We start from the raw sequence: 25,463 nt of genomic DNA, 5'->3' as shown, positions 1-25,463 counted from the left end.
CGCTAATCATACCGCGTCTTTTTGGCGCGGGAGGGGAGGCTCGCGTCAGGCAATCCCGCACTCCCTCTCCCCACCCTGGAGCCGTTGCCAGTGCAGATTAAGAAGATCCTCGTCGCAAACCGTTCTGAAATCGCCATCCGCGTCTTTCGCGCAGCCAATGAACTCGACATCCGAACGGTGGCCATCTGGGCCGAAGAGGACAAATATTCACTGCACCGGTTCAAGGCGGATGAATCCTATCAGGTCGGGCGCGGCCCGCATCTGGAGCGCGATCTCGGTCCCATCGAGAGCTATCTTTCCATCGATGAGGTGATCCGCGTCGCCAAACTGTCCGGCGCAGACGCAATCCACCCGGGCTATGGCCTTCTGTCGGAAAGTCCCGAATTCGCCGATGCCTGTGCGGAAAACGGCATCACCTTCATCGGCCCGAAGCCCGAGACCATGCGCCGTCTGGGCAACAAGGTTGCCGCGCGCAATCTGGCCATCGAGGTCGGCGTGCCGGTTGTGCCAGCCACCGAGCCCCTGCCGGATGACATGGCCAAAGTTGCCGGGATGGCTGAAGAGGTCGGCTTCCCGGTCATGCTCAAGGCATCCTGGGGCGGTGGCGGGCGCGGCATGCGCGTCATCCGCAGCCGCGACGATCTCGAAAACGAGGTCACCGAGGCAAAGCGCGAGGCCCGCGCCGCCTTCGGCAAGGACGAGGTCTATCTCGAAAAGCTGGTCGAGCGCGCGCGCCATGTGGAAGTGCAGGTTCTGGGCGACACCCACGGCAACGCCGTGCACCTGTTCGAGCGTGACTGCTCCATTCAGCGCCGCAACCAGAAGGTCGTCGAGCGCGCTCCCGCTCCCTATCTGAACGATGAGAAGCGCGCCGAGTTGTGCGGTTACGCGCTGAAGATCGCCGAGGCGACCGACTATATCGGCGCGGGCACTGTCGAGTTCCTCATGGATGCCGACACCGGCGCCTTCTACTTCATTGAGGTCAATCCGCGCATTCAGGTCGAGCACACGGTCACCGAGGAGGTGACCGGCGTTGATATCGTCAAGGCGCAGATCCACATCCTCGAAGGCAAGAAGATCGGCGACAAGGCGTCAGGCGTGCCGGCGCAGGCCGATATCCGCCTCAATGGCGACGCCCTGCAGTGCCGCATCACCACCGAAGACCCGGAGCAGAACTTCATCCCCGATTACGGCCGCATCACCGCCTATCGCGGCGCGACCGGCTTCGGCATCCGGCTCGATGGCGGCACCGCTTATTCGGGCGCGGTCATCACCCGGTTCTACGATCCGCTTCTTGAAAAGGTCACTGCCTGGGCCCCTACGCCGGAAGAAGCGATTGCGCGCATGGACCGTGCGTTACGTGAGTTCCGCATCCGTGGCGTGGCCACGAACCTCACCTTTCTTGAAGCGATCATCAGCCACCCGAAATTCCGTGACGCTTCCTACACGACCCGCTTCATCGACGAGACGCCCGAGCTCTTCACCCAGATGAAGCGGCAGGACCGCGCGACAAAGCTCCTGAACTATCTGGCCGATGTCACCGTCAACGGTCACCCCGAGGCGCGGGGCCGCGCATTGCCCAATGCGGAGGCTGCGGCGCCCAGCGTTCCCTATGTCGACCAGCCCGTGCCGGACGGCTCCAGGCAGGCATTCGACCGGCTGGGGCCGGATGGCTTTGCAAAGTGGATGCGCGAACAGGAGCGGGTGCTTGTCACCGACACCACCATGCGCGATGCGCACCAGTCGCTGCTCGCCACACGCATGCGCACCTTCGACATGGCGCGGATCGCAGGCGTCTATGCGCGTGCGCTGCCCGAGCTTCTGTCGTTGGAGTGCTGGGGCGGGGCGACTTTCGATGTCTCCATGCGCTTCCTGACGGAAGACCCGTGGGAGCGTCTGTCGCGCATTCGCGAGGGCGCGCCGAACCTGCTCTTACAGATGCTCCTGCGCGGGGCGAACGGTGTTGGCTACACCAACTATCCCGACAATGTGGTGCAGCATTTCGTCAAACAGGCGGCGGAAGGCGGCATCGATCTCTTCCGCGTGTTCGACTGCCTCAACTGGGTCGAAAACATGCGCGTGGCGATGGATGCCGTGCGTTCCGAAGGCAAGCTGTGTGAGGCCACGATCTGCTATACGGGCGATCTGCTGGATCCCGACCGCGCCAAGTATGACCTCAAATATTATGTGGGTCTTGCAGGCGAGCTTGAGGCTGCCGGCGCGAACATCATCGCCATCAAGGACATGGCCGGCCTCCTGAAACCGGGCGCGGCGCGCGTTCTGTTCAAGGCGCTGCGCGAGGCGACGGATCTGCCGCTGCACTTCCACACGCATGACACGTCGGGCATTTCCGCCGCCACCGTCCTTGCCGCGGTGGAAAGCGGTGTCGATGCCGTCGATGCGGCCATGGACGCCTTGTCCGGCAACACCTCGCAGCCCTGCCTTGGCTCCATCGTCGAGGCGCTCAAGGGTGACGCCCGCGACACCGGGCTCGACCGCGAATGGGTGCGCCGCATCTCCTTCTACTGGGAGGCCGTGCGCAACCAGTACGCCGCCTTTGAGAGCGATCTCAAGGGGCCGGCTTCGGAGGTCTATCTGCACGAAATGCCGGGTGGCCAGTTCACCAATCTGAAGGAGCAGGCCCGGTCGCTCGGCCTTGAGACCCGCTGGCACGAAGTCGCCCGCGCCTATCACGACGTCAACATGATGTTCGGTGACATCGTGAAGGTGACGCCATCGTCCAAGGTGGTGGGCGACATGGCGCTGATGATGGTCTCGCAGGATCTGACGGTCGCTGATGTCCAGAACCCGGACAAGGATATCGCCTTCCCGGATTCGGTCGTCTCCATGCTGCATGGCGATCTCGGTCAGCCGCCGGCGGGCTGGCCCCGGGCGTTGCAGAAAAAGGTGCTGAAGAACAGCGAGCCGATCACCGTTCGTCCGGGCTCTCTGCTGGAACCGGCCGATCTGGAGCAGGATCGCAGGGCGCTCGAAGAGAAGCTCGGCCGCAAGGTCAACGAGTTCGAATTCTCTTCCTGGCTCATGTATCCCAAGGTCTTCACGGACTTTGCGGCGGCCGCAGAGGATTACGGTCCGGTGAGCGTTCTGCCCACGCCGGTCTATTTCTACGGCATGCAGCCGGAAGACGAGATCTTCGTCGATATCGAGCGCGGCAAAACGCTGGTCATCCGCTGTCTTGCGGTGGGCGACGTGGACGAGAAGGGCATGGTCACAGTGTTCTTCGAACTCAACGGCCAGCCACGCCGCGTCAAGGTGCCGGACCGTGCGCATGGCGCATCCGCTGCCGCCGCCCGGCGCAAGGCCGAGGCCGGAAACGAGGCGCATATGGGCGCTCCCATGCCGGGTGTCGTTTCCACGCTTGCGGTCAGCCCCGGCCAGACCGTGAAGTCCGGCGATGTGATCCTGTCCATCGAGGCCATGAAGATGGAGACGGCCCTGCACGCGGAACGCGATGGCACGATTGCCGAAGTTCTGGTCAAGGCGGGCGACCAGATCGACGCGAAGGATCTTCTCGTCGTGTTTGGCGATGGCGACTGAGCCAATGGATTGACTGAGCCAATGGTATGACGGGGCCTGAGGATTGACGGGCTCTCTTAAACCGATTTAACTGCGGCGCGGTCAGGGCATTCATTCCTGTCGCGCCGTTTCCTTTTGGAGCCCGTTATGTCTTTCCAGAATGCGTCCCTCGGGCGCTGGGCCGTGGCGGCCTGCTTCTTCGTCAATGGGTTCATGGTCGGCAGCTGGGCGCCGCAGATCCCCGTTGTCGCCTCCCGCTTCGAGCTGAGTGAAACGGCGCTTGGCCTTTTGATCCTCGTTTTCGGCTGTGGCGCGGTGTCGGTCATGCCCCTGTGCGGCTATCTGATCGGCCGCCTTGGCTCGCGCCGGGTGCTGCGCGTTGCCGCCGTCGTCTGCGCGCTTTCCTTTGCGGGCCTCGTGGCTGCCACGCAGATCTGGCAGATGGTGGCGGCCCTTTTGTTCTTTGGCGCGTTTCTGGGGGCGATGGACATCTCCATGAACGCCAATGCCGTGGCGGTGGAGCGCTCGCTTGGTCGCGCGGTCATGTCGTCTTCGCATGGGTTCTGGAGCCTTGGCGGCTTCGTCGGCGCAGGGCTCGGCGGCGTGCTTCTGGAGCGCTTTGGCTACATGGCGCATGCGGGCATGGTCGTGGCGTTCGCCTTCGTGATCGCGCTCGCCATGCTGCCGTTTCTGATCGTCGAGGCGCGCCCGGTGGCAGGGCAGGCCGGTGGCGCGCGGGCAGGGTTCCCGCGCAACCCGATGGTCTATGTGACGGGCCTGGTGGCGCTCACCTGCATGCTGCCGGAAGGCGCGGTGCTCGACTGGGCGGCCCTCTATCTGCGGCAGGAAATGGGCGCCGGCATTGCCGAGGCAAGCCTCGCCTTCACGGCTTTTTCGGGAACCATGGCGGTGATGCGCTTTGCCGGCGACCGGCTGCGCAACCGTTTCGGTGCAGTGCGCACGCTGCGTTATTCGGGCATCGTGGCGACCATCGGCATGCTGGGGGCGGGGCTTGCGCCCACGCCGTCTCTCGCCATCATCGCCTTCGCGCTGAGCGGCATGGGCATCGCCAACATGGTGCCGATTGTCTTTTCCGCCGCCGGCAATCAGCCGGGCCTTTCGCCCGGTGCTGGCATGAGCGTGGCCACCACGATCGGCTATTCGGGCATGCTGGTTGCGCCATCGCTGGTCGGCTTCATCGCCGAGCGCACCGGCTTTGCCCCCATCTTCCTTGCCTTTTCGGTTCTGCTCGCCCTTGTCCTTTCCATGGCGGGGCTCGTTCGCTCGGCAGACACCATCGCGGCGCACACCTGAAAATCCTGACCCTAGATACTGCCCATCAACATCAGGATGAGCACGACCACGAGGAGAAGGCCGAGTATGCCGGATGGGCCATAACCCCAGCCGCGTGAATAGGGCCAGGCCGGGATGGCCCCCAGCAGGATCAGAATCAGGATGACAATGAGGATTGTCCCAAGCGACATGATGTTCTCCTCGCATTCTTGAAAACCGTGCAATTCAACGCATTTGGCGCGTGCTGGTTCCCTGAAAATGCAAACGGGCCGCCATGCGGTTCAGTGCATGGCGGCCCGTCTGTCTGTCTGCCCTGAATGCTGCCTATTCGGCGGCTTTCGTAAATGTCTCTCCGGGCATATCGGTGTTTGCGGGGTCGTGTTCCTCGTTCTTCCGGCGGCGGAAGAGACGTGCAAAAAGGCCCCGGCGCTCGTGCCCTGCAGGCAGCGTTTCGCGCGTGAACACCATCAGCGCCGAGGGCGTGACGATCAGCGTGAGCGCCGTTGCAAAGGTCAGGCCGAAGACAATCGCGCTCGACAGCGAGACCCACCACTGCGTCGAGGGCGCGCCGATGGTCACCTCCTGATGGAACAGCTCAAGCCCAAGCCCGAAGGCGATGGGCAGAACGCCCAGAACGGCGGAGATTGCTGTCAGCATCACCGGGCGCGCACGCTCGCGGCAGGTCTGCAGGATGGCTTCCTGCTTCTTCCAGCCTTCGCGCCGCAACCGGTCATAGGTGTCGATCAGAACGATGTTGTTGTTCACCACGACGCCGGCCAGCGCGATGACGCCGATGCCCGACATGACGATGCCGAATGGCTGCCCGGTGATGAGCAGGCCAAGGAACACGCCGATGGTCGCCATCACCACGGTCATCAACACCAGGAAAACACTGGTGAACTTGTTGAACTGGGCGAGCAGCACCACGAAGATCAGGAAGATCGCCGCGCCGAATGCCTTCATGAGGAAGGCGCTTGCCTCTTCGCTTTCTTCGTTCGAACCGGCAAGCTTCCAGCGGCTCTCGCCCAGATCCATGTCGCTCAGGGCGTTGATCACCTCCGCCTGCACGGCAGCGACCTGATAGCCGCTCGCCACATTGGCGCTGATCACGATGGTGCGCTGGCCGTCGATGCGGTTGAGCGTGCCGGTGGCGCGCTCCGGCTCGCGGGTCACGAAGTTGGAAATCGGCACCGGCCCCTGCGCCGTCTGCACGCGCAGCTGGTCGAGCGTCGAAAGCGTGCGCCGGTCTTCCGGCAGCCGCAGGCGAATGTCGACCGCGTCATCGACGCCGGCAGGGCGGTATTCCGAAAGCTTCAGACCATTGGTCACGAGCTGCACGACCGTGCCCACCGAGACGGGGCTGATGCCATATTGCGCGGCCTTTGCCCGGTCCACCTTGATCGCCCAGTCGATGCCGGGCGGGGGCAGGCCGTCGGAAATGTCGATCACACCCGGCACCTTTGCGATGGCCTGCGCGATTTCCGCAGCCTGATCGTTCAGGGGCGCCGGATCGGCAGCCGACAGGCGGATCTGGATCGGCTGACCGGTGGGCGGACCGGCATCGGGCACGCGAACCTCGATCTCGACGCCCGGCGTGCCGGCAAGCTCCTTGCGCAGATCATCGAGAATCTCGCTTGCCGGTGCACGCTCGCGCCAGTCGATGAACTCGTACTGGATGACGCTGATGACATCCTCGTCGATATCCTGCCCGCCACCCTGTGTCTTGCCGACGCGCGTGTAGACGGATTCGATGCCGGGCCAGTTGAGCAGTTTTTCTTCAGCCGGCCTTGTCAGGCGGTCCATTTCCTCCAGCGAAATGTTGCCCCGCGCATGGATATACATCAGGCCGTATTCGGGTTCGACGGAGGGGAAGAATTCAATGCCCGCACCGTATTCGCCATAGAAGTGAATGATGCCGCCAAGCAGCGCGATGGTCAGAAGCAGAACGGTTTTGGGAAAGCGCACCGCCTGCTTGACGAGACCCATATACCAGCCGTCCGGCTTCTCCTCTTCCTCGACATGCGCCTTGGCGAAGAGCGCGCCGAGCGTGGGCGTGAAGATCAGCGCGTAGATCATCGAAGCGCTCAGCGTCACGATCAGCGTGATCGGCAGATATTTCATGAACTCGCCGACAATGCCCGGCCAGAACAGAAGCGGCGAGAAGGCGGCGATGCGGGTCATGGTGGCGGCGATCACCGGGCCGGCCATGCGCTTGGCGGCCAGCTCGAAGGCCTGCGCCTTGTCCATGCCTTCCGACATGCGCCGCTCTGCGAATTCGGTCACGATGATGGCGTCGTCCACCAGCATGCCCACGGCCAGAATGAGGCTGAACAGCACCACCATGTTGACGGTGAAACCGCCAAGAGAAAGCGCGTAGATGCCCATCAGGAAGGACGCGGGAACGGCGAGGCCAATCAGCAGCGAGGCCCGCCCCGACAGCGTGTAGAGAACGACGATGAAGACCAGGATCACGGCGATCAGCACGTGGTTCTGCAGGTCTTTCAGCATGTCGCGGATCATCACCGATTTGTCCTGGCTGTAAGACACGGTGATGTTGGCGTCGCTGCCTTCCTGGAACGTCGTGGCGATGGCTTTCACCGCGTCCACGGTCTCCACCAGATTTGCGCCGACGCGCTTCTTGACCTCGATGGCGATGGCGTTCTGGCCGTTGAGACGGGTGATGGTGCTCGCATCCTTGAAGGTGGAGCGAATGTCCGCCAGATCGCGTGCGCGCACCACCGCGTCGGGGCTGGAGACGATGGGCAGATTGGCCACGTCTTCCACCGTTTCGATCAGCGAAGGCACTTTCACGGCGTAGCGCCCGGCCTGACCTTCCAGCGAACCGGCGGCAACAAGGCTGTTGGACGCGCCGACACCGGCGATCATCTGGTCGAGCTGAAGATTGTAGGAAGAGAGCTTCATCGGATCGATGAGCACCTCCACCAGCTCGTCGCGCGAGCCCTGCAGCGTGCCTTCCAGAACGCCTGGAATTTCCTCGATCTGGTCACGCAGTTCGCGGGCGGCCGTAGAAAGAACGCGCTCCGGCACATTGCCGGCCAGCGTCACGACGAGGATCGGGAATTCCGAAATGTTGACCTCGTGGACGGACGGTTCGTCAGCGCCCTGCGGCAGCTCGCGCCGCGCATCGGCAACCTTGGCCCGCACGTCCTCGATGGCGTTGGAGAAGTCGTAGCCCGCCTGAAACTCGACCAGCACGAAGCCGCCGCTCTGGAAGGCGGAGGAGCGCATCTCCTTCACGCCTTCAAGGCTTTTCAGCCGCGTTTCGATGGGGCGCAGCAGCAGGCGCTCGGAATCCTCCGGCGAAATGCCCTGATAGCCGAGGCTCACATAGATGATCGGTATCGGAACGTCAGGCTCGGCTTCCTTCGGGATGCTGACATAGGCAAGCGCGCCGGCGATCACGAAGAAAAGCAGGATCGATAAAGTCAGCCTGGCGTTTTGTATTGCAATGCGGACGATGTCCATCGGGCAGTCCTGTCTTGTCCCGTCGGAGCGCAGCCATCAATCTGCGGCGTGGGTGCACCCGGTCTTGTTGTTCCTGCAGTCTCGGGCGGAGATTGCCTCCGCCATCGGGGCTGCCCTAACGGCCGGTCATCTCGGAAGCGAGGACGTCCGCCCATTGCTCGATAAGCTTCTTGTCCGCCGGCTCGGGATTCACGACATCGCCTTCCGTCACCAGATCCTGTCCGGACACGATGATGTTGGCGTCGGCGGGAATGCCGGCGAGGAAGAGCGCGCGCGGCGTGTCGTCCAGCAGGTCGATGGGATAGAAGATGACCTTGCTGTCCCCATCGACGGCGCGCACGCCCAGCTCCCCATGCCGGTTCAGTGTCACCACCGAACGCGGCAGCGCAACAGCCTGCACCGGCTCGGCGTGAATGCTGATCTCGGCCGTCATGCCGGCGGGAATTTTCCTGTCGGGGTTCGGGATCGCCACTTCCACGCGGAAGGTGCGGGTCTGCTGCGATGCCTCGCGGCTGACAAAACGAACCGTTCCCTTGACCGTGGAGCCGTTGACCAGCCGCACATCGGCTGCATCGCCCACGTCCACCGAACCCAGATTGTTTTCGCTCACCTCGCCGACCGCGATCACCGGATCGAGCTTGATCAGCGTTGCAATCTCCTGCCCCTGCTGAACCGATGCGCCGAGCTCCACATCGACCCTGTCGATGATGCCGGCAAAGGGGGCGCTTACGGTGATACGGGCAAGGTCGGCTTCTGCCGCTTCAAGCTGCGAGCGCGCCGTGGCCAGAGCAGAGCGTGCGCCATCAAGCTGAAGGCGGGCCAGATTGCCGGATTTGGCGAGCCGGTCTGCGGCTTCGGCTTCAGCCTCGCGCTGCGCCAGAACCTGGCGCGCTGACTCAACCGCCGATTCCTTGCCTTCGGTCTCAAGCCGCAGGATCAGGTCGCCGGTGGAAAGCAGGTCACCCTTGGAAACCGGCAGTTCGGCAACAATGCCGCTTGCCCTCAGGGCAAGCTCGGAACGCTTGTCCGCCGCAGTCCGTCCCGAAATGCGGATGGTGCGCGAATGATCGACCTGCGGTGCGGACGCAACGATCACGACCTGGGCTTCCGCCGGTTTGTTTTCGGGCCTCTCGGCAACCGTCTGTGCTTCTTCGCTTGCGCTGCCGACCGACGAGAATTTGCCTGTGGCGACCCATGCTGTCGTCGCGACCAGAACGGCAATCGCGGCAATCTTATGCAACCTGAACTTCGGCATGTTGTTTTCCGATGCGGTAAGCCGGCCCGTCGATGAAGGACTGGCGCGATAGTGAGACGATCCGCGCAGAGGTCAATTCACAAAGGCAGTTCCTTGCGGCAAAAGCACGCTCCTATATCGCACGCACGGGCTTTACAAAAGCCAAACGGCTATTGCTCCTGACATCAACGAACGTCGGTCTGGAGCCGAAAAGCACGCGCGCACGACAGCTCTGGCGAGCTGGGTGCGCACCAATTGGGACATGTTGACAAAATTCGTAATTATGTCAACAGTGAAAGAAAAATGAGAGAGCGCAGGCAATGAATCTGATCGCCGGATGCACGGAAGACCCCAAGCGAGAGCGCATCCTCAATGGCGCCATGAAGGTCTTTCTCGCCTATGGTTTTGCGCGGACGACCATGGATGACATCGCCCGTTCGGCAGAGGTTTCGCGCCCGGCGCTTTATCTTCTCTTCCGCAACAAGGCGGATATCTTCCGGGCCATCGGCGTCTGCATTCTCGAGCAGTCGCTTGAGGGCGCGCGTGCGGGGTTGAAGGAAGAGGGCACTTTCGGCGAGCGGATCATGGCGTCGCTCGAGCGCGCCCTTTTCGGCCTGATCGAGATGGTCGACCAGTCGGCGCACGGTCAGGAAATTCTGGATATCGAGAACAAGCTTGCCGCAGACATCATCGCCGAATGGCGTGAAAGGCTGAGCGGCATTGTCGAGGCTGCGGTGGCCGAGGAGGCGGAGCGCTCCAAAGCGGATCTGGAGGCGCTTGGCCTCTCTGCGCGCGGGCTGGCCGACATCCTGCTCGATGGCCTTGACGGCATGCGGGTGCGCGGCATCTGCGGCAAGCCGGCGATTGACGGTGCGCGCCGGCTTGTACGCGTGATGGAGATTTCCCTTCTCGCAGCGCGCCCGGAAGCGCGCATCTGACGAAAGAGCCCGGGTTACTGCGCCGTCCAGCCGCCATCCATCGGCAGGGCGGAGCCGGTCATCTGGCTTGCATTGTCGGACGCAAGAAACACCACGAACGCGCCCAGTTCCTCAACGGTGACGAACTCACGCGTCGGCTGTTTGGCGAGCATCACTTCGCGCACCACCGTATCGCGGTCCATGCCGTGCACCTTCATCTGATCGGGGATCTGCGCCTCGACGAGCGGTGTCAGCACATAGCCCGGACAGATGGCGTTACAGGTGATGCCCGTCTCGGCCAGTTCCAGCGCAACCGTCTTGGTCAGACCGACAACGCCGTGCTTGGCGGCCACATAGGCCGACTTGAACGGTGAGGCGCGCAGGCCGTGCGCCGAGGCGATGTTGACGATGCGGCCCTTGCCGGCGGCTTTCATGTGCGGCGTTGCGGCGGCGATGGTGTGAAAGGATGACGAAAGATTGATCGCCAGAATGGCGTTCCACTTCTCAATCGGGAAATCCTCGACCGGCGCAACGTGCTGAATGCCGGCATTGTTGACCAGCACATCAATGCGGCCAAAACGCTCTGCCGCCCGTTCCACAAGCGCGCGGCAGGCTTCAGGCTTCGACATGTCGGCGCTGATATAGACTGCCTCGACACCGTGTTTTGCAGCCAGTTTCCCGGCCGCCGCATGGTCTTCCGGCGTGTCGGAAAACGAGTTGAGCACGATGTTGCAGCCGTCTGCGGCAAGAGCCTCGGCCACGCCCAGCCCGATACCGGAAGTGGAGCCCGTGATGACGGCTGTCCGGTTCTTTTGGTTCGATGCGCTGTTCATGGAGGTGGCCCTTTGTATCGCAAGACGTTATGTTGCGACGCAGCAAAGCGATGGGCGCCGGTGCTGTCAAGCAGGCTGATCGCTGCAAATGGGCGTTCGCGCCATTGACATTCCGGCCGCTGTCGGCCACCTCAAGCGCGACACGGCTGAAAACGGGACAGTTCCCCCATGACCGGAACATTCACGGCCAGCAAATCTATGAGCGGCTATTTTTCTTCGCCCTTTCCGCGGCGTGATGCGGTTGGCGTTGCTGTGGGCAATGTGATCGTCGGTGGTGATGCGCCGGTGGTCGTGCAGTCCATGACCAACACGGACACTGCCGACGTGGATCGCACGGTCGCGCAGGTGGCCGCGCTTCATCGCGCAGGCTCCGAAATGGTGCGCATAACGGTCGATCGCGACGAGGCGGCCGCCGCCGTTCCGCGCATCCGCGAGCGGCTTGAGCGCGTCGGCATTTTCGTGCCGATCGTCGGCGACTTTCATTACATCGGTCACAAGCTTCTTGCCGATCACCCGTCCTGCGCGGAAGCGCTTGCGAAATATCGCATCAATCCGGGCAATGTCGGCTTCAAGGACAAGAAGGACCGGCAGTTCGCCGCCATCATCGAAATGGCGATCAAATACGACAAGCCGGTGCGCATCGGCGTCAACTGGGGCTCGCTCGATCAGGAGCTGCTCACGCGCCTGATGGATGAGAACCAGGAGCGCGGTGCGCCGATGACGGCGCAGGAGGTGACGCGCGAGGCCATCGTGCAGTCGGCGCTGCTTTCCGCCGAGCTGGCGGAAGAGATCGGGCTTGGTCGCGACCGCATCATCCTGTCGGCAAAGGTCAGCCAGGTGCAGGACCTGATCGCCGTCTATACCGAGCTTGCCCGCCGTTCCAACCATGCGCTGCATCTCGGCCTCACCGAGGCCGGCATGGGCACCAAGGGCATTGTCGCCTCGTCTGCGGCCATGGGCATTCTGCTTCAGCAGGGCATTGGCGACACGATCCGCATTTCGCTCACGCCGGAGCCCGGCGGCGACCGCACCCGCGAGGTGCAGGTGGCGCAGGAGCTTCTGCAGACCATGGGCTTCCGCCAGTTTCTGCCGGTCGTTGCCGCATGTCCCGGCTGCGGTCGCACCACGTCGACCGTGTTCCAGGAACTCGCCCAGAAGATCGAGGGCGATCTGCGCAAGAACATGCCGGTCTGGCGCAAGAAATATCCGGGCGTGGAAGCGCTCAAGGTTGCGGTCATGGGCTGCATCGTTAACGGGCCGGGCGAATCCAAACATGCCGATATCGGCATTTCGCTGCCGGGAACCGGTGAAACGCCGGCTGCCCCCGTCTTCATCGACGGCAAGAAGGCTGCAACGCTGCGCGGCGAAGCCATCGCCGAGGAATTCGAGCAGATGGTCGGGGCCTATATCGAGCAGCGTTTCGGCGCGCGCACCGACGCCGAATAATCTCAGCTGAAATCATCTTGAGGGCGCACGCCGTATCGGGTGCGCCCTTCGCTTTTCGGCCTGCCCTCAGGCCGTTGCAGCCAGCTTCTGCTCGCAACTGCGCCAGTGGGTGATCTTGTCCGCCAGTTTCTGCGGGGAGATCGGTTTGGGCAGATAATCGTCCATGCCGGCTTCGAGGCACTTCTCCCGGTCGCCCTTGAGCGCATGTGCGGTGATGCCGATGATTGGCGTACGGTCGCCGGTGATGGCTTCCAGCTCGCGGATCGCCGCCGTGGCTTCGTAGCCGTTCATCTCGGGCATGGAGACATCCATCAGAATGATGGAGGGCTTCAGCGCCCGGTGCATCTCGGCGGCCGTCTTGCCATTGCCGGCAATCCGGTACTTTAGGCCGAGCCCGTCCAGAACCTGGCTGAACACCAGCTGGTTGACCTCATTGTCCTCCGCCACCAGCACGTCCAGCGCGCCATTCGCGCTGCGTGAGCTTGAGAGCCCGCGTTCGATGGGCGAGGAGGCGTGGATCTGGATCGGCTTGGCCGGAACCCTGATTTCCGGTTCGGGTGCAGCCGGTTCCGCCGGGCTCGCCTTTGCCGCACGGCTGCGTTGCATCACCGAGACGAGCGTTTCCAGCAGCATGGAGGAGCGGGTGGGCTTGTTCAGATGCGCGGCGATCCCGCACTCATTCACCAGCCGCGCCGTATCGTTCTGGTCGACGGATGTCAGAAGCACCAGCGGAATGTCCGCAAGCGCCGGGTCCGCCTTGATCATCTTGGCGACATCCGCGCCGTTCATGTCGGGCATCTGGTAATCGAGGATCACGCAGTCGACGCGGGCGTCGAGCTTGGCGGAATGCTGCAGGAAGGCGAGGCCCACCGCGCCGCTCTCGGCTGCGGCGCACTCAAAGTCCCAGCTCTTCAGCTGTTCCTGCAGGATCTCGCGGTTGATCGGGTTGTCGTCGATGACGAAGACGCGCGCACCCGAAACGTCCACCGGCGCAGTCGCCTGCGGGGCTTCCGTGCGGTCGACGGTCAGTGGCACGACGAAGGAGAATACCGACCCCTTGCCCACTTCGCTGGTTGCCGTCATTGCGCCGCCCATCAGTTCGACAAGCCGCGTGGCGATGGCCAGACCGAGGCCTGTTCCCTCATGGCGGCGGGTGGAGGATGTGTCCACCTGCGCGAATTTCTCAAAAACCGCATCGAGCTTGTCCTGCGGAATGCCGATGCCGGTGTCCTCGACGCGCACGGACACTTTCGTGATGTCGCCCTCGATGCGTCCGGAGACATCGATCAGAACATGGCCGCGCTCGGTGAACTTCACCGCATTGCCGACGAGATTGGTCACGACCTGCCGGAAACGCCCCGCATCGCCCATGAAGGAGCTCGGCAGTTCCGGGTCCACGCGCACGATCAGTTCCAGATCCTTCTCCGATACCTGCGAGGACACGAGTGCTGCCACGTCTTCAATGGCTTCGCCCAGTCGGAAGGACGACTCGTCGAGCTGGAGCTGGCCGGCGTCGATCTTGGAGAAGTCGAGAATGTCATTGATGATGGTCAGCAGTGCCGTGCCCGACTTGACGATCACGTCGACGAACATGCTCTGCCGCTTGTCTAGTTCGGTGCGCGCGAGCAGTTCGGCCATGCCCATAACGCCATTCATCGGCGTGCGGATTTCATGGCTCATATTGGCCAGGAATTCAGACTTGGTGCGGTCTGCGGACTGCGCTTTGATCTTCTCCGCCGCCAGCGAGATATTGGCGCTGTGCAGCTCCTGATGCGCACGCGAAATGCGATACATCATCGGCACGAAGATGCGCATCGCCAGAAGAAGGCTCGCTGCGATCATCGCGATGGCGACGCCGATCAGGCCCAGCTGCAGCGTTCCGTGGCTTTCGATCATCTGCGCGTTGAGCATGTCGGAGATGCGTTTCAGTTCCGGGCGCACCTGTGTGTTGGCGAGCGCCTGCAGCTCCCTGAACACGCGCTGGGCGGTGGCGTTCTGGTAGTCGTTGAAGACTTCCAGCCGGTTTGCCTGCGAGATGACATCGCGGATCTGTGTGCGCAGCGCCTTGTCGCCATCTTCGCCAAGCCAGATGCGCCTGACGGTTTCCGGCACCGCGTGGCCGGTAATGTCGGTGGCGAGCGATCCGGTCTGCAGCACCGGCGCAGCCGTCGTTCCGCCAACCTGCCGATAGGTCAGGCGCTGGCTCTCCATCGTAGTCACTTCGCCGCTGATGGCGAAGTCCAGCGCCTCATAGGCGTCGCTGAGCTGATCGAGGGCGTATTCCAGTTCGTCATGGGTGAGGTCCGCCTGGGCGCTGTTCTGCGGGCGAAGCTCTGCCTGTTCGAGGCGCAGCGCATTGTGGATCACATCATTGGTCACATCGGCCATGTGGCTGATGAATGCACTGAAACGCACCTGGTTCTTCGTGGCCTGCGTTTGCCATAGCAGGATCCCCGTTCCGGCCATGACTGCCATCACAAACCCCACCAGCACGACAATGAGGCGCGCACGCATATACTGCTGTGTAGCTACTGTAGGCATTACTCTTCCCAAGACGTCCCCCAATTCCCGTAAGAATTGAGCATCTGGATTAATGCCCGATTAACGCTAAAAAGATGTGTTTTTCATTCTGCTGATGCTCAACACAAGCAAAGAGAAGCGTGTTTAGAAAGAAAAGATGCAGTTCAGGCCCGGTGATGCGTGGTCTCTTGTCTCCGGTTAAGATGTGCCTGAGCCAAGAAATGCGCGCAAAAGAGCACAACCCGGCGCAGAGCGCGCGGGCGTAAAAGAGAAAAAACGGGTTGAACCTGTTTTAGCTCTGGCGCTCGGCGACGAAACGCGCGGCCTGTTTCAGCGTGTCTGCGCGTTCGCCGAAAGGCTCCAGAATATCCTCGGCCTGGGCAACAAGCCCCCTGAGCTGCTGGCGTGTCCAGTCGATCCCGTGAAGGCTCGCAAGCGTCGCCTTGCCGGCGGCGGCGTCCTTGCCGGTTGCCTTGCCCATCGCTTCGCTGCTGGCCGTCAGGTCGAGCAGATCGTCGGCAAGCTGGAAGGCGAGCCCGATGGCCGCGCCGAATTCGCCGAGGCGTTCGATGTCCGCGTCCTGTGCGCCGCCGATCACGGCGCCCGCCTCGCAGGCAAAGCGGATCAGCGCGCCCGTCTTCATCGCCTGAAGGCGAAGAATTTCGTCTTCGCTGAGGCTGCTGCCCTCTGCGGCCAGATCCAGCACCTGACCACCGGCCATGCCGCCCATGCCCGAAGCGCGGGCGAGCCTGTTGACCAGCGTGATCTTGGCTTCAGCGGGCATTGCCGTTTCAGGCGCGCTCACGATGTCGAACGCATAGGTCAGGAGACTGTCGCCGGCGAGAATGGCTGCTGCCTCGTCAAACGCGCGGTGAACGGTCGGCTTGCCGCGGCGCAGGTCGTCATCGTCCATTGCCGGCAAATCGTCATGGACCAGAGAATAGCAATGGATGCACTCAAGCGCTGCCGCAACGCGCAGCGCAGCCGTGTCGTCCGTCGCCTCAAACAGCGCTGCCGTCTCGAGCACGAGGAACGGCCGCAGCCGTTTGCCGCCATTCAGAACGCCATGGCGCATGGCTTTCAAAAGGCGGTCGGGGCGGTAAAGTTCGCCTTCCAGCGGTCGCGTGTCGAGCAGTCGGCGCAGTTCGCCTTCCACCATATCCGCGCCAGCGGCAAGTTTCACTTCAAACGGCAGTGTCATCGTCTCGTCCATGCCGGGAGCGATGCCGTCAAAGGGCGTCCGGGTCAAGTCCGTTTGTTTGCGCCATTGCGCCGAAAGCCCCTGGCGGCTATGCGAAAGGCTGGTTTTGAGGCGTAACGTCACACTGAGGGAAAAACAGGTTTGAGCGGCCCCACAGTCGACCCGGAGAAAAGGACGACGAACAGGCGTGGCAGGCGTCGCGGTCGCAGGGCGGCCGGGCGGCGCGCAGGCGGTCGGGCGTGGCTTGGCTGGTTTGCCCGGCGTGTTCTGCTCGTTCTTGTGGTGCTGGCGCTCATTCCCGCGCTTCTGACGCTTCTCTATCGTGTGCCGGTGGTACACCCCGTATCGACATTGATGATGCGCGATCTGGTCACCTTCACCGGCTATGACCGCGACTGGAAGTCTCTCGAAGAAATGGGGGATCTGGTCCCGCATTCGGTGATGATGTCGGAAGACGGTCAGTTCTGCGCCCATGATGGCATCGACTGGGCTGCGCTCAACCTCGTCATCAGCGACGCGCTTTCGGGCGAGAAGACGCGGGGCGCATCCACCATCCCCATGCAGACGGTGAAGAACCTCTATCTCTGGCAGGGCCGCTCCTTCGTGCGCAAGGGGCTGGAACTGCCGCTGGCGATCTATCTGGATCTGGTGCTGCCGAAACGGCGGATCATGGAGATCTATCTCAACATCGTTGAATGGGGGCCGAACATCTACGGCGCTGAAGCCGCCGCGCAGCATTATTTCGGTCGCCCGGCATCGCAGCTTTCGCGCCGGCAGGCGGCGCTTCTTGCGGTCACGCTGCCCAATCCGCTGGAGCGCAATCCGGCGAAACCTTCGAACGGGCTGAACCGGCTTGCCGCGAAGATTGAACAGCGTGCGCGCAAGGCCGGCGGTTATGTGGGGTGTTTGAAGCCCTGATCATGCGCTTTCGTTGAAAAAAGCGATGCGCCCCACTGGCCAAAACCTCTTTGGACGTGTATAGGCACGCCGACTTCCAATTCCCGGCCGAAATGCTGGGCCTCTGGATTGAAGGGGCCGCAACGGCCTTTGACCGATTAGCGGAGCAGGACCATGGCTGTACCAAAAAGGAAAACGACGCCTTCGAAGCGCGGCATGCGCCGCTCGGCCGACGCCATCAAGGCGCCGACCTATGTCGAAGACAAAAATTCGGGCGAACTGCGTCGTCCCCACCACATCGACCTGAAGACCGGCATGTACCGCGGTCGCCAGGTTCTGGAGCCGAAGGACGCATAAGCGCCTTTCCTCCTCTGGATGAAAAAAAGACCGGTCAGTGACCGGTCTTTTTTTGTTTCAGATAGTTTTGCCGGCTTTTGCCCGTCGCTGCAGCGCCTGCAGGATCGAAAGTGCCTTCTCGGCCATCTCTTCCGGCACGAAGACATGATCGTGATGGTAAGCGGCGACCACGTTGCAGGGGATGGCTTCATCCGCCAGCGCCGTCGCCACGCCGGCCGTCAGCCCCACGCCGTCGAGCGCGGAATAGACTTCAAGGACGATCCGGCGCATCGGCATCTGCGTGTCGAAACCAAGCGTTTCTGCGCGCGCCAGCGGCAGCACGAGCGTCGTGCCTTCCTCTTCCTGAAAAACACCTTCCGCTTCCGCATAAAGCGTTGCGGCGCGGTCCCGCTCCACGCAGCAGAAAACGAAAACGCCCGTCGTAAGAACGGGCGTCATTCCTGCCAGCATGGCCTGCGTATCACGAACGGTCCGGGGCATGTCTCTGGCGCTTCAGTCTGTGTTCGCTCCGGGGAAGGGCGGTCAGGAACCGCCCAGGGAGTTGATCTTGCGCTGCATGTCGGCGATCTGCTCACGTAACTCCTTCAGATCATCGGAGCGCGGTGCCTCTTCGCCGGCATTGTCTTCGCGCGCTGCGCCCTGATTTGGGGCAGGGGGCGTGGGTGCGAACATGCGCATGGCGTTCTGGAACATCTCGATGTTGCGGCGGGTCTGCTCCTCAACCATCTTCATCGGGGCCGACATGCCCATCATGTCCATGGATGATCCGCCGAACGCTTTGTCCATCTGCTCTCGCATGCGTTCCTGCTCCTTGGAGAAGGCCATCATGGATTGTTCGAGGAAGCTCGGCACGACCATCTGCATCTGGTCGCCGTAAAAGGCGATGAGCTGACGCAGAAACGAGATCGGCAGCATGTTCTGCCCGTTGCGGTCGTTCTCCAGCTCGAAAATGATCTGGGTCAGGACCGCATGGGTGATGTCTTCGCCGGATTTGGCGTCCTGCACGACGAAATTCTCGTCGCGCTTTACCATCTCGGCCAGATCTTCCAGGGTCACATAGGTGCTGGTGCCCGTGTTGTAGAGGCGGCGATTGGCGTATTTCTTGATGACGATCGGGTCGTCCTTGGCTGGCATTACTGACCTCCCCGTAGCACGGTTGTCTGTGGCATCGCGCCCGGACGTCTCCTGCGTCGTCCGGTTTTCCGATGCCTTGGATTCAAGGACTGAGGGCTTTGCAAGACGCCACTGCGCCATTCCACCGCCCCGCTGCCGGGGCCGTCGGCGCGCACCCCCTGCATTTGCCGGTGTCAGGATATGCGCAAAATCCCATTGAATGAAAGCGCTTTTCGCAGTGGCGAAGAGCGCGGCGCTCCTGTTCGGCGGTGCGCAAGCTTTGTTGCGCTGCACACAACCGTTTGACTCGCCCCTGATTAGCCGCAACAAATGTGAATGAGAGCAGTCCGTCACAAGGGCTGCACATTTGCACGTGTATGCAATTTTCCAAGGGAGAGCCTTTCATGTCGTCAGCCGAAGCCATTGTCGTTGCCAGCGCCGCCCGCACCCCGGTCGGCTCGTTCAACGGTTCTTTCGCCACCGTGCCAGCGCATGAGCTTGGTGCAACCGCCATTCGCGAGGCGCTTTCGCGCGCCGGCGTCGCGCCGGAAGAAGTGAACGAGGTGATTCTCGGTCAGGTGCTCACGGCCGGCCAGGGGCAGAACCCCGCGCGCCAGGCGGCCGTCGCCGCCGGTCTGCCGGAAGAAGCCACCGCCTGGGGGCTCAACCAGGTCTGCGGTTCGGGCCTGCGCACCATCGCCATCGGCATGCAGCAGATCGCCTGCGGTGATGCCGACATCATTGTTGCCGGTGGTCAGGAATCCATGACGCTCTCCACCCATTGCGCCTATCTGCGCGCCGGCGTGAAGATGGGCGATTATGCCATGATCGACACGATGATCCGCGATGGTCTGTGGGATGCCTTTAACGGCTACCACATGGGCATCACCGCAGAAAACGTTGCCCGCAAGTTCCAGATCACCCGTGACGAGCAGGACGCTTTTGCGCTCGCTTCGCAGAACAAGGCCGAGGCCGCCCAGAAGGCCGGGCGCTTCAAGGACGAGATCGTCCCGGTCACCGTGAAGAGCCGCAAGGGCGAAACCGTGGTCTCGGACGATGAGTACATCCGTCATGGCGCGACCATCGAGGGCATGCAGAAGCTGCGTCCGGCCTTCGACAAGGAGGGCACGGTCACGGCCGCCAATGCGTCGGGCATCAATGACGGTGCGGCCGCCGTGGTGCTGATGCGCGAGAGCGAAGCCCAGCGCCGTGGTCTGACGCCGCTGGTGCGGATCGCCTCCTGGGCGACGGCTGGCGTCGATCCGGCAATCATGGGCACGGGGCCGATCCCGGCATCGCGCCGCGCGCTGGAGAAAGCCGGCTGGAAGGCCGAGGATCTCGATCTGGTCGAGGCCAACGAGGCCTTCGCCGCACAGGCCTGTGCGGTCAACAGGGACATGGGCTGGAACCCGGATATCGTGAACGTGAATGGCGGCGCCATCGCGATCGGCCATCCGATTGGCGCTTCGGGTACCCGCATTTTCAACACGCTGGCCTTCGAGATGCGCCGCCGTGGCGCGAAGAAGGGACTGGCCACGCTTTGCATCGGTGGCGGCATGGGCGTCGCCATGTGCGTGGAAGCGTTGTAGGCTTTGAGCTGGCGCGCGGCGTTTGTGCCGTGCGCCAGCCGGATTATCGCCCGGTCTCAACAGGGCGAAGGCGGCGGGGAACACTCACCTGAGGGAGACGATCTGCATGAAAACGGCACTTGTTACGGGTGGAACACGCGGCATCGGCGCGGCGATAGCGATGGCTCTGAAAGAGGCGGGCTATCAGGTCGCGGCCAATTATGCGGGCAACGATGAGGCCGCCGCGCGCTTTACCGAAGAAACGGGCATTGCCTCCTACAAATGGTCGATTGCCGATTACGACGCCTGTGCGGACGGCGTGGGCCGGGTCGAGGCCGATCTCGGGCCGGTCGATGTTCTGGTCAACAATGCCGGCATCACGCGGGATGTGATGTTTCACAAGATGACGCCAGAAGACTGGCGCGCCGTGGTGGATGTGAACCTGAACGGGGTCTTCAACATGACCCATCAGGTCTTCGCCGGCATGCGCTCGCGCAAGTTCGGCCGCATCATCAGCATTTCGTCCATCAATGGTCAGAAGGGCCAGATGGGCCAGACCAACTATTCCGCCGCCAAGGCGGGAGAGATTGGCTTCACCAAGGCGCTGGCGCAGGAAGGCGCGCGCTTCAACGTGACGGTCAATGCGGTTTGCCCCGGCTACATCGCCACCGACATGGTGATGGCGGTGCCGGAAGTGGTGCGCGAGAAGATCATTTCGCAGATCCCGGTGGGGCGTCTCGGCGAGGCGTCTGAAATCGCGCGGTCCGTGCTGTTCCTGGCCTCCGACGATGCGGGCTTCGTCACGGGCTCCACGCTCACTGTCAATGGTGGTCAGTACTTCATCTGACGAAAAGCCACGTCCTGTGCATTCATTTTTCGGGGCGCTGTGGGTAACCCGCAGCGCTCTGTTTCGTTAAAATGCGTATCAATTTGAAACAACTTCGTTAACGCGGCGTTCAGGCTGCGCGGGCGCGTTTGTGGATAAACTGTGCGCTGTCTGCCCGGAACCGGTGGAAACCACCAGATATTGCGGTGAACGTAGCGGGAACATCCGGATATCAGTGATTCGTAGCCGATTCGTTCCGGGTTTGGTCGAAGTGTTAACGCCATGCGGCATGGCGGGGCCGTAACCCGTTAACGGCTTCGCAAAAAATCCTAACAAAATCTTATGCTTGCACCGTTGCCTGGCAGGCCCGTCGCGCTTCCCGCGCAAATCCTTAACGCGCGCCACGCGTTTTCCGGCTTTGCGGAACATGCCCGATTCAGCATTTGGGTGTCTTTACGTTGCGTCATACTCTATCTTGTGGTGAACAAAACGGGAAACAACGCAGGTCAGTGATTCGTAGCCGATTCGTTCCAGACTCGTTCCAAATCTTAATGGCCGGAAACGGTTTGGGTCATTTTTGGCAGTCTTTGTCGGTGGAGCGGCAGTCTTGCCTTGGAATGCGCATGCAAAGCATGCTAACCCGTGTGCTCGCCTTTTTTCGCTGAGGTAGACGGCTTTTCAGGCCCTATGAATTTCCAAAAACAGAATGCCAAGCCGAGAGTGTTGTCGGGTCGTGACGTAACGGCCATCCTCGGGCCAACAAATACCGGCAAGACGCACCTGGCCATCGAGCGCATGGTTGCGCATGGCACGGGCGTGATTGGCCTGCCGCTGCGGCTGCTTGCGCGCGAAGTCTATTCCCGCGTCGTCGCCAAGGTCGGCGAGCAGAATGTCGCGCTTGTCACCGGCGAAGAAAAGATCTCGCCGCCCGGCGCGCGCTATTCGGTGTGCACGGTCGAGGCCATGCCGCGCGAGACCGACGCCGCCTTCGTGGCGATCGATGAGGTGCAGCTCGCCGCCGATCTGGAGCGCGGCCACATCTTCACCGACCGCATTCTGCATCTGCGCGGCCGTCAGGAAACGCTGCTTCTGGGCGCGGGCACCATGCGCGGCATTCTTGAAAAGCTGCTGCCGGGCCTCTCCGTCATCACCCGTCCGCGCATGTCGGTGCTCAGCTATGCCGGTTCGCGCAAGATCACGCGCCTGCCGCGCCGCTCGGCCATCGTGGCCTTCTCGTCGGACGAGGTTTACGCCATTGGCGAGCTGATCCGCCGCCAGCGCGGCGGGGTGGCTGTCGTGCTTGGCGCGCTCAGCCCGCGCACGCGCAACGCGCAGGTAGCCCTCTACCAGTCGGGTGATGTGGACTATCTCGTGGCGACCGACGCCATCGGCATGGGCCTGAACCTCGATGTCGATCATGTCGCCTTCGCGCAGAACCGCAAATTCGACGGTTTCCAGTATCGCGACCTCAACCCTGCGGAGCTCGGGCAGATCGCCGGCCGCGCCGGCCGTCACCTGCGTGACGGCACGTTTGGCGTCACCGGCCAGGTCGATCCCCTTTCCGATGAACTCGTTCACCGCATCGAGGCGCATGATTTCGACCCGGTGAAGGTGCTGCAATGGCGCTCCGCCGCGTTTGATTTCTCCAGCGTCGATGCGCTCAAAGCCTCGCTCGACGTCACGCCCCCCGTGGAAGGCCTTACCCGCGCTCTGCCCGCTGCCGACGCCAAGGTGCTCGAATTCCTGTCGCGTGACGGGGATGTGCGTGCGCTGGCCGATGCCCGCGAGCGTGTGGCCCTCCTGTGGGACGCCTGTGCGCTGCCGGACTACCGGCGCATCGCACCGGCCCACCACGCAGAAATTGTTGGTGCAGTCTTTTCTGATCTGGCGCGAACGGGCCATGTCGATGAAGACTACATGGCTGAGCAGGTTCAGCGCGCCTCGTCCACCGAGGGGGACATCGACACACTGTCGCAGCGTATTGCGCAGATCAGAACATGGACATTTGTCTCGCACCGGCCCGGATGGCTGGCCGATGCGACACACTGGCAAGAAAAAACACGAGAGATAGAGGACAGTTTGTCCGATGCGTTGCATGAGCGATTGACGAAACGCTTTGTGGACCGCAGGACATCCGTGCTCATGAAGCGCCTGAGAGAGAATGCAATGCCGGAAGCAGAAATCAGCCCCGTTGGCGAAGTCCTTGTCGAGGGGCATCACGTTGGTGAGATGCTAGGGTTCCGTTTCACCGCCGACCGCTCTGCGGAAGGTGAGGACGCGCGCGCCGTCAAGGCTGCCGCCCAGAAAGCACTCGCTGCCGAATTCGAAACGCGGGCAGACCGCTTTGCCGCTTCCGGCAATGGCGATCTGGCGCTGGATTCCGAGGGCCTTCTGCGCTGGCTCGGCCAACCGGTGGCGACGCTGGTTTCCGGTGAGGAAGCGCTGCGCCCGCGCGTCGTGCTTCTGGCCGACGAGCAGCTGACCGGCCCGGCGCGCGACAAGGTCGCCGCCCGCGCCGAGCGTTTCGTGAACTATCAGATCGAATCGCTTCTGAAGCCGCTGGTCGATCTGCGCGATGCCGAGAGCCTTTCGGGCATGGCGCGCGGGATCGCGTTTCAGGTTGTCGAGAGCTTCGGCCTTCTGAACCGCCGCACCGTGGCAGAGGATGTGCGTGCGCTCGATCAGGACGCCCGCGCTTCGCTGCGCCGCCTCGGCGTGCGCTTTGGCGCTTACCACATTTTCGTGCCGGCGCTGATCAAGCCTGCGCCTGCCGGCCTTCTCACCTTGCTCTGGGCGCTCAAGAACGACGCCAAGGACAAGCCGGGCTATGGCGATGTGGTCAATGCGCTTGCCGCCGGCCGCACGTCCATCGTGTCCGATCCGGCTTTCGAAAAGGCATTCTATGGCCTTGCCGGCTATCGCAATCTGGGTCGCCGCGCCGTGCGTGTCGATATTCTCGAGCGCCTTGCCGACCTGATCCGTCCTGCACTTTCGTGGAAGCCGGGTTCCGGCGCACGTCCCGAGGGCGGTTATGATGGCGCGGCCTTTGTGGTCACGCCGGCCATGATGTCCATTCTCGGCGCGACCGCCGATGATATGGAAGCCATCCTCAAGGGGCTGGGCTACCGCGGCGAGGCGAAGCCGGCCGAAGAGGTTGCAACGCATCTGAAGTCGCTGGACGACGCTGCCGCCGAGAAGGCTGCTGCACCGGCCCAGGCTGCCGATGCTGCCGCTCCCGCCGAGGCCGAAGCCGAAGCCGCCGCGAAGACGGACGACGCGCCCGCCGATGCAGAGAAGCCTGCTGAAGCTGAAGCGCCAGCCGAGGAAGCGAAGCCCGAAGCCGAGGCGAAGCCGGAAGCTGATGCCAAGCCGGAAGTTGAGACGCCGGCTGCCGCTGAGGCTCCGGCTGAAAAGGCCGCTGACGAAGAGGAAGAGCCCAAGCCCGTCATGATCTGGCGTCAGGCCCGTTTCGACGGTCGCAAGCGTCAGGGCGGCGGCAAGGGCAACAATCAGCGTCAGCAGGGACGTGGTGGCCGTCAGGAGCGTGAAGGCGCACCGCATCGCGGCAAGCCTAACCGCAGCAAGGATGGCGACAAGCAGGGCTTCAAGCGCAAGGGTGGCGCAGGCCGTCCGCGCGAAGAGCGTCCGGCGCGCATCGATCCCGATTCGCCCTTCGCCAAGCTCGCTGCCCTCAAGGATCAGCTGAAGAAGTAGCGACATGCGATGAGCGGCACGGTCCTGGAACGCCAGCGTATCGACAAGTGGCTGTTCTTCGCACGGGTGGTGAAATCCCGCTCGCTTGCCGCAAAGCTCGCCCAGGCGGGCCGTGTGCGGGTCAATCGCAACAAGATCGAGCAGGCCGCCTACCAGATCAAGGTGGGCGACGTGCTCACCATTTCCCTGGAGCGGCAGGTGCTCGTCTATCGGGTTCTGGCTCCGGGGGCGCGGCGCGGCCCGGCTGAGGAGGCCCGCACGCTCTACGAGGATCTGACTCCGCCGGCGCCGCCCAGGGATGCCGTCGTCAAGGCGTCGGCGCCGCGGCGCGACGCCGGGGCAGGGCGACCCACCAAGAAGGAACGCCGCGCGCTTGATCGCTGGCGTGACGACCCGTGATGGCGATGTTTGCGCCGTTTGAGATTGGAATGGGATTCCGCCTGCGACGATTGCCGCGCAACAACGGGCCTTGCAACCGCCGTTTAAAGGGGCTACCTCACCACTCGACATTTTAAGAAGCT

General features: G+C 62.7%; 18 protein-coding genes. 10 read left to right on the top strand and 8 right to left on the bottom strand.

Annotation, left to right across the window (positions count from 1 at the left end; all coding sequences use genetic code 11):
• Window positions 1-90: 90 nt before the first annotated feature.
• Window positions 91-3,558: a pyruvate carboxylase gene (gene pyc, locus DEJ54_RS03290; RefSeq protein WP_113153305.1), complete on the top strand. Its 3,468-nt coding sequence runs from the start codon at window positions 91-93 to the stop codon at window positions 3,556-3,558.
• Between the two features lie 126 nt (window positions 3,559-3,684).
• Window positions 3,685-4,851 (top strand): MFS transporter, encoded by a 1,167-nt coding sequence (locus DEJ54_RS03285; protein ID WP_113153304.1) that lies wholly within the window; start codon window positions 3,685-3,687, stop codon window positions 4,849-4,851.
• A gap of 11 nt (window positions 4,852-4,862) precedes the next feature.
• Here DEJ54_RS03285 and DEJ54_RS03280 read toward each other — a convergent pair whose 3' ends face one another.
• The 3 genes from DEJ54_RS03280 to DEJ54_RS03270 form a co-directional block, all read right to left on the bottom strand.
• Window positions 4,863-5,021 (bottom strand): DUF3309 family protein, encoded by a 159-nt coding sequence (locus tag DEJ54_RS03280; protein ID WP_113153303.1) that lies wholly within the window; start codon window positions 5,019-5,021, stop codon window positions 4,863-4,865.
• Between the two features lie 133 nt (window positions 5,022-5,154).
• Window positions 5,155-8,316 carry an efflux RND transporter permease subunit gene (locus DEJ54_RS03275; RefSeq protein WP_113153302.1) on the bottom strand — a complete coding sequence of 1,054 codons (3,162 nt, stop codon included), beginning with the start codon at window positions 8,314-8,316 and terminating at the stop codon, window positions 5,155-5,157.
• Between the two features lie 115 nt (window positions 8,317-8,431).
• Entirely contained in the window at window positions 8,432-9,571 is a 1,140-nt protein-coding gene (locus DEJ54_RS03270; RefSeq protein ID WP_113153301.1) for an efflux RND transporter periplasmic adaptor subunit, read from the bottom strand.
• Window positions 9,572-9,870: 299 nt separating this feature from the next.
• On the opposite strand from DEJ54_RS03270, the gene DEJ54_RS03265 reads away from it, so the two are divergent.
• Window positions 9,871-10,488 (top strand): TetR/AcrR family transcriptional regulator, encoded by a 618-nt coding sequence (locus DEJ54_RS03265; RefSeq protein WP_113153300.1) that lies wholly within the window; start codon window positions 9,871-9,873, stop codon window positions 10,486-10,488.
• Window positions 10,489-10,502: 14 nt separating this feature from the next.
• Here the strand turns inward: DEJ54_RS03265 and DEJ54_RS03260 are convergent, their stop codons facing one another.
• Complete coding sequence (locus DEJ54_RS03260) at window positions 10,503-11,300, bottom strand: 3-hydroxybutyrate dehydrogenase (RefSeq protein ID WP_113153299.1); 798 nt, start codon at window positions 11,298-11,300, stop codon at window positions 10,503-10,505.
• 198 nt (window positions 11,301-11,498) lie between these two features.
• On the opposite strand from DEJ54_RS03260, the gene ispG reads away from it, so the two are divergent.
• A complete protein-coding gene (ispG, locus tag DEJ54_RS03255) occupies window positions 11,499-12,746 on the top strand; it encodes a flavodoxin-dependent (E)-4-hydroxy-3-methylbut-2-enyl-diphosphate synthase (RefSeq protein ID WP_113156052.1) in 1,248 nt (415 codons plus the stop codon).
• A gap of 66 nt (window positions 12,747-12,812) precedes the next feature.
• Here the strand turns inward: ispG and DEJ54_RS03250 are convergent, their stop codons facing one another.
• Window positions 12,813-15,287 carry a response regulator gene (locus DEJ54_RS03250; protein ID WP_245447684.1) on the bottom strand — a complete coding sequence of 825 codons (2,475 nt, stop codon included), beginning with the start codon at window positions 15,285-15,287 and terminating at the stop codon, window positions 12,813-12,815.
• Between the two features lie 271 nt (window positions 15,288-15,558).
• On the bottom strand, window positions 15,559-16,467 hold the full coding sequence (locus tag DEJ54_RS03245; RefSeq protein ID WP_113156051.1) for a polyprenyl synthetase family protein: 909 nt from the start codon (window positions 16,465-16,467) through the stop codon (window positions 15,559-15,561).
• Window positions 16,468-16,608: 141 nt separating this feature from the next.
• Here DEJ54_RS03245 and mtgA point away from each other — a divergent pair, with 141 nt between their 5' ends.
• Window positions 16,609-17,385: a monofunctional biosynthetic peptidoglycan transglycosylase gene (gene mtgA, locus DEJ54_RS03240; RefSeq protein WP_113153297.1), complete on the top strand. Its 777-nt coding sequence runs from the start codon at window positions 16,609-16,611 to the stop codon at window positions 17,383-17,385.
• Between the two features lie 153 nt (window positions 17,386-17,538).
• Window positions 17,539-17,721, top strand: a complete 183-nt coding sequence (gene rpmF / locus DEJ54_RS03235) for a 50S ribosomal protein L32 (RefSeq protein ID WP_007007560.1) — start codon at window positions 17,539-17,541, stop codon at window positions 17,719-17,721.
• Window positions 17,722-17,778: 57 nt separating this feature from the next.
• Here the strand turns inward: rpmF and DEJ54_RS03230 are convergent, their stop codons facing one another.
• The gene (locus tag DEJ54_RS03230) at window positions 17,779-18,201 is read right to left on the bottom strand and encodes an ACT domain-containing protein (RefSeq protein WP_113153296.1); all 423 of its coding nucleotides are present in this window, start codon (window positions 18,199-18,201) and stop codon (window positions 17,779-17,781) included.
• 42 nt (window positions 18,202-18,243) lie between these two features.
• Window positions 18,244-18,855: a polyhydroxyalkanoate synthesis repressor PhaR gene (gene phaR / locus DEJ54_RS03225; protein WP_113153295.1), complete on the bottom strand. Its 612-nt coding sequence runs from the start codon at window positions 18,853-18,855 to the stop codon at window positions 18,244-18,246.
• Window positions 18,856-19,238: 383 nt separating this feature from the next.
• On the opposite strand from phaR, the gene DEJ54_RS03220 reads away from it, so the two are divergent.
• From DEJ54_RS03220 to DEJ54_RS03205, 4 genes are all read left to right on the top strand, one after another.
• Complete coding sequence (locus DEJ54_RS03220) at window positions 19,239-20,423, top strand: acetyl-CoA C-acetyltransferase (RefSeq protein ID WP_113153294.1); 1,185 nt, start codon at window positions 19,239-19,241, stop codon at window positions 20,421-20,423.
• A 106-nt stretch (window positions 20,424-20,529) separates the two neighbouring features.
• Window positions 20,530-21,249 (top strand): acetoacetyl-CoA reductase, encoded by a 720-nt coding sequence (gene phbB / locus DEJ54_RS03215; protein ID WP_113153293.1) that lies wholly within the window; start codon window positions 20,530-20,532, stop codon window positions 21,247-21,249.
• A gap of 666 nt (window positions 21,250-21,915) precedes the next feature.
• A complete protein-coding gene (locus DEJ54_RS03210) occupies window positions 21,916-24,942 on the top strand; it encodes a helicase-related protein (protein WP_113153292.1) in 3,027 nt (1,008 codons plus the stop codon).
• A gap of 9 nt (window positions 24,943-24,951) precedes the next feature.
• Window positions 24,952-25,341 carry an RNA-binding S4 domain-containing protein gene (locus DEJ54_RS03205; protein ID WP_113153291.1) on the top strand — a complete coding sequence of 130 codons (390 nt, stop codon included), beginning with the start codon at window positions 24,952-24,954 and terminating at the stop codon, window positions 25,339-25,341.
• Window positions 25,342-25,463 lie beyond the last annotated feature (122 nt).

This window comes from Nitratireductor sp. OM-1, assembly GCF_003296175.1.
Taxonomy (GTDB): Bacteria; Pseudomonadota; Alphaproteobacteria; order Rhizobiales; family Rhizobiaceae; genus Nitratireductor; species Nitratireductor aquimarinus.
This window is presented reverse-complemented; position numbering and strand designations above follow the sequence as displayed.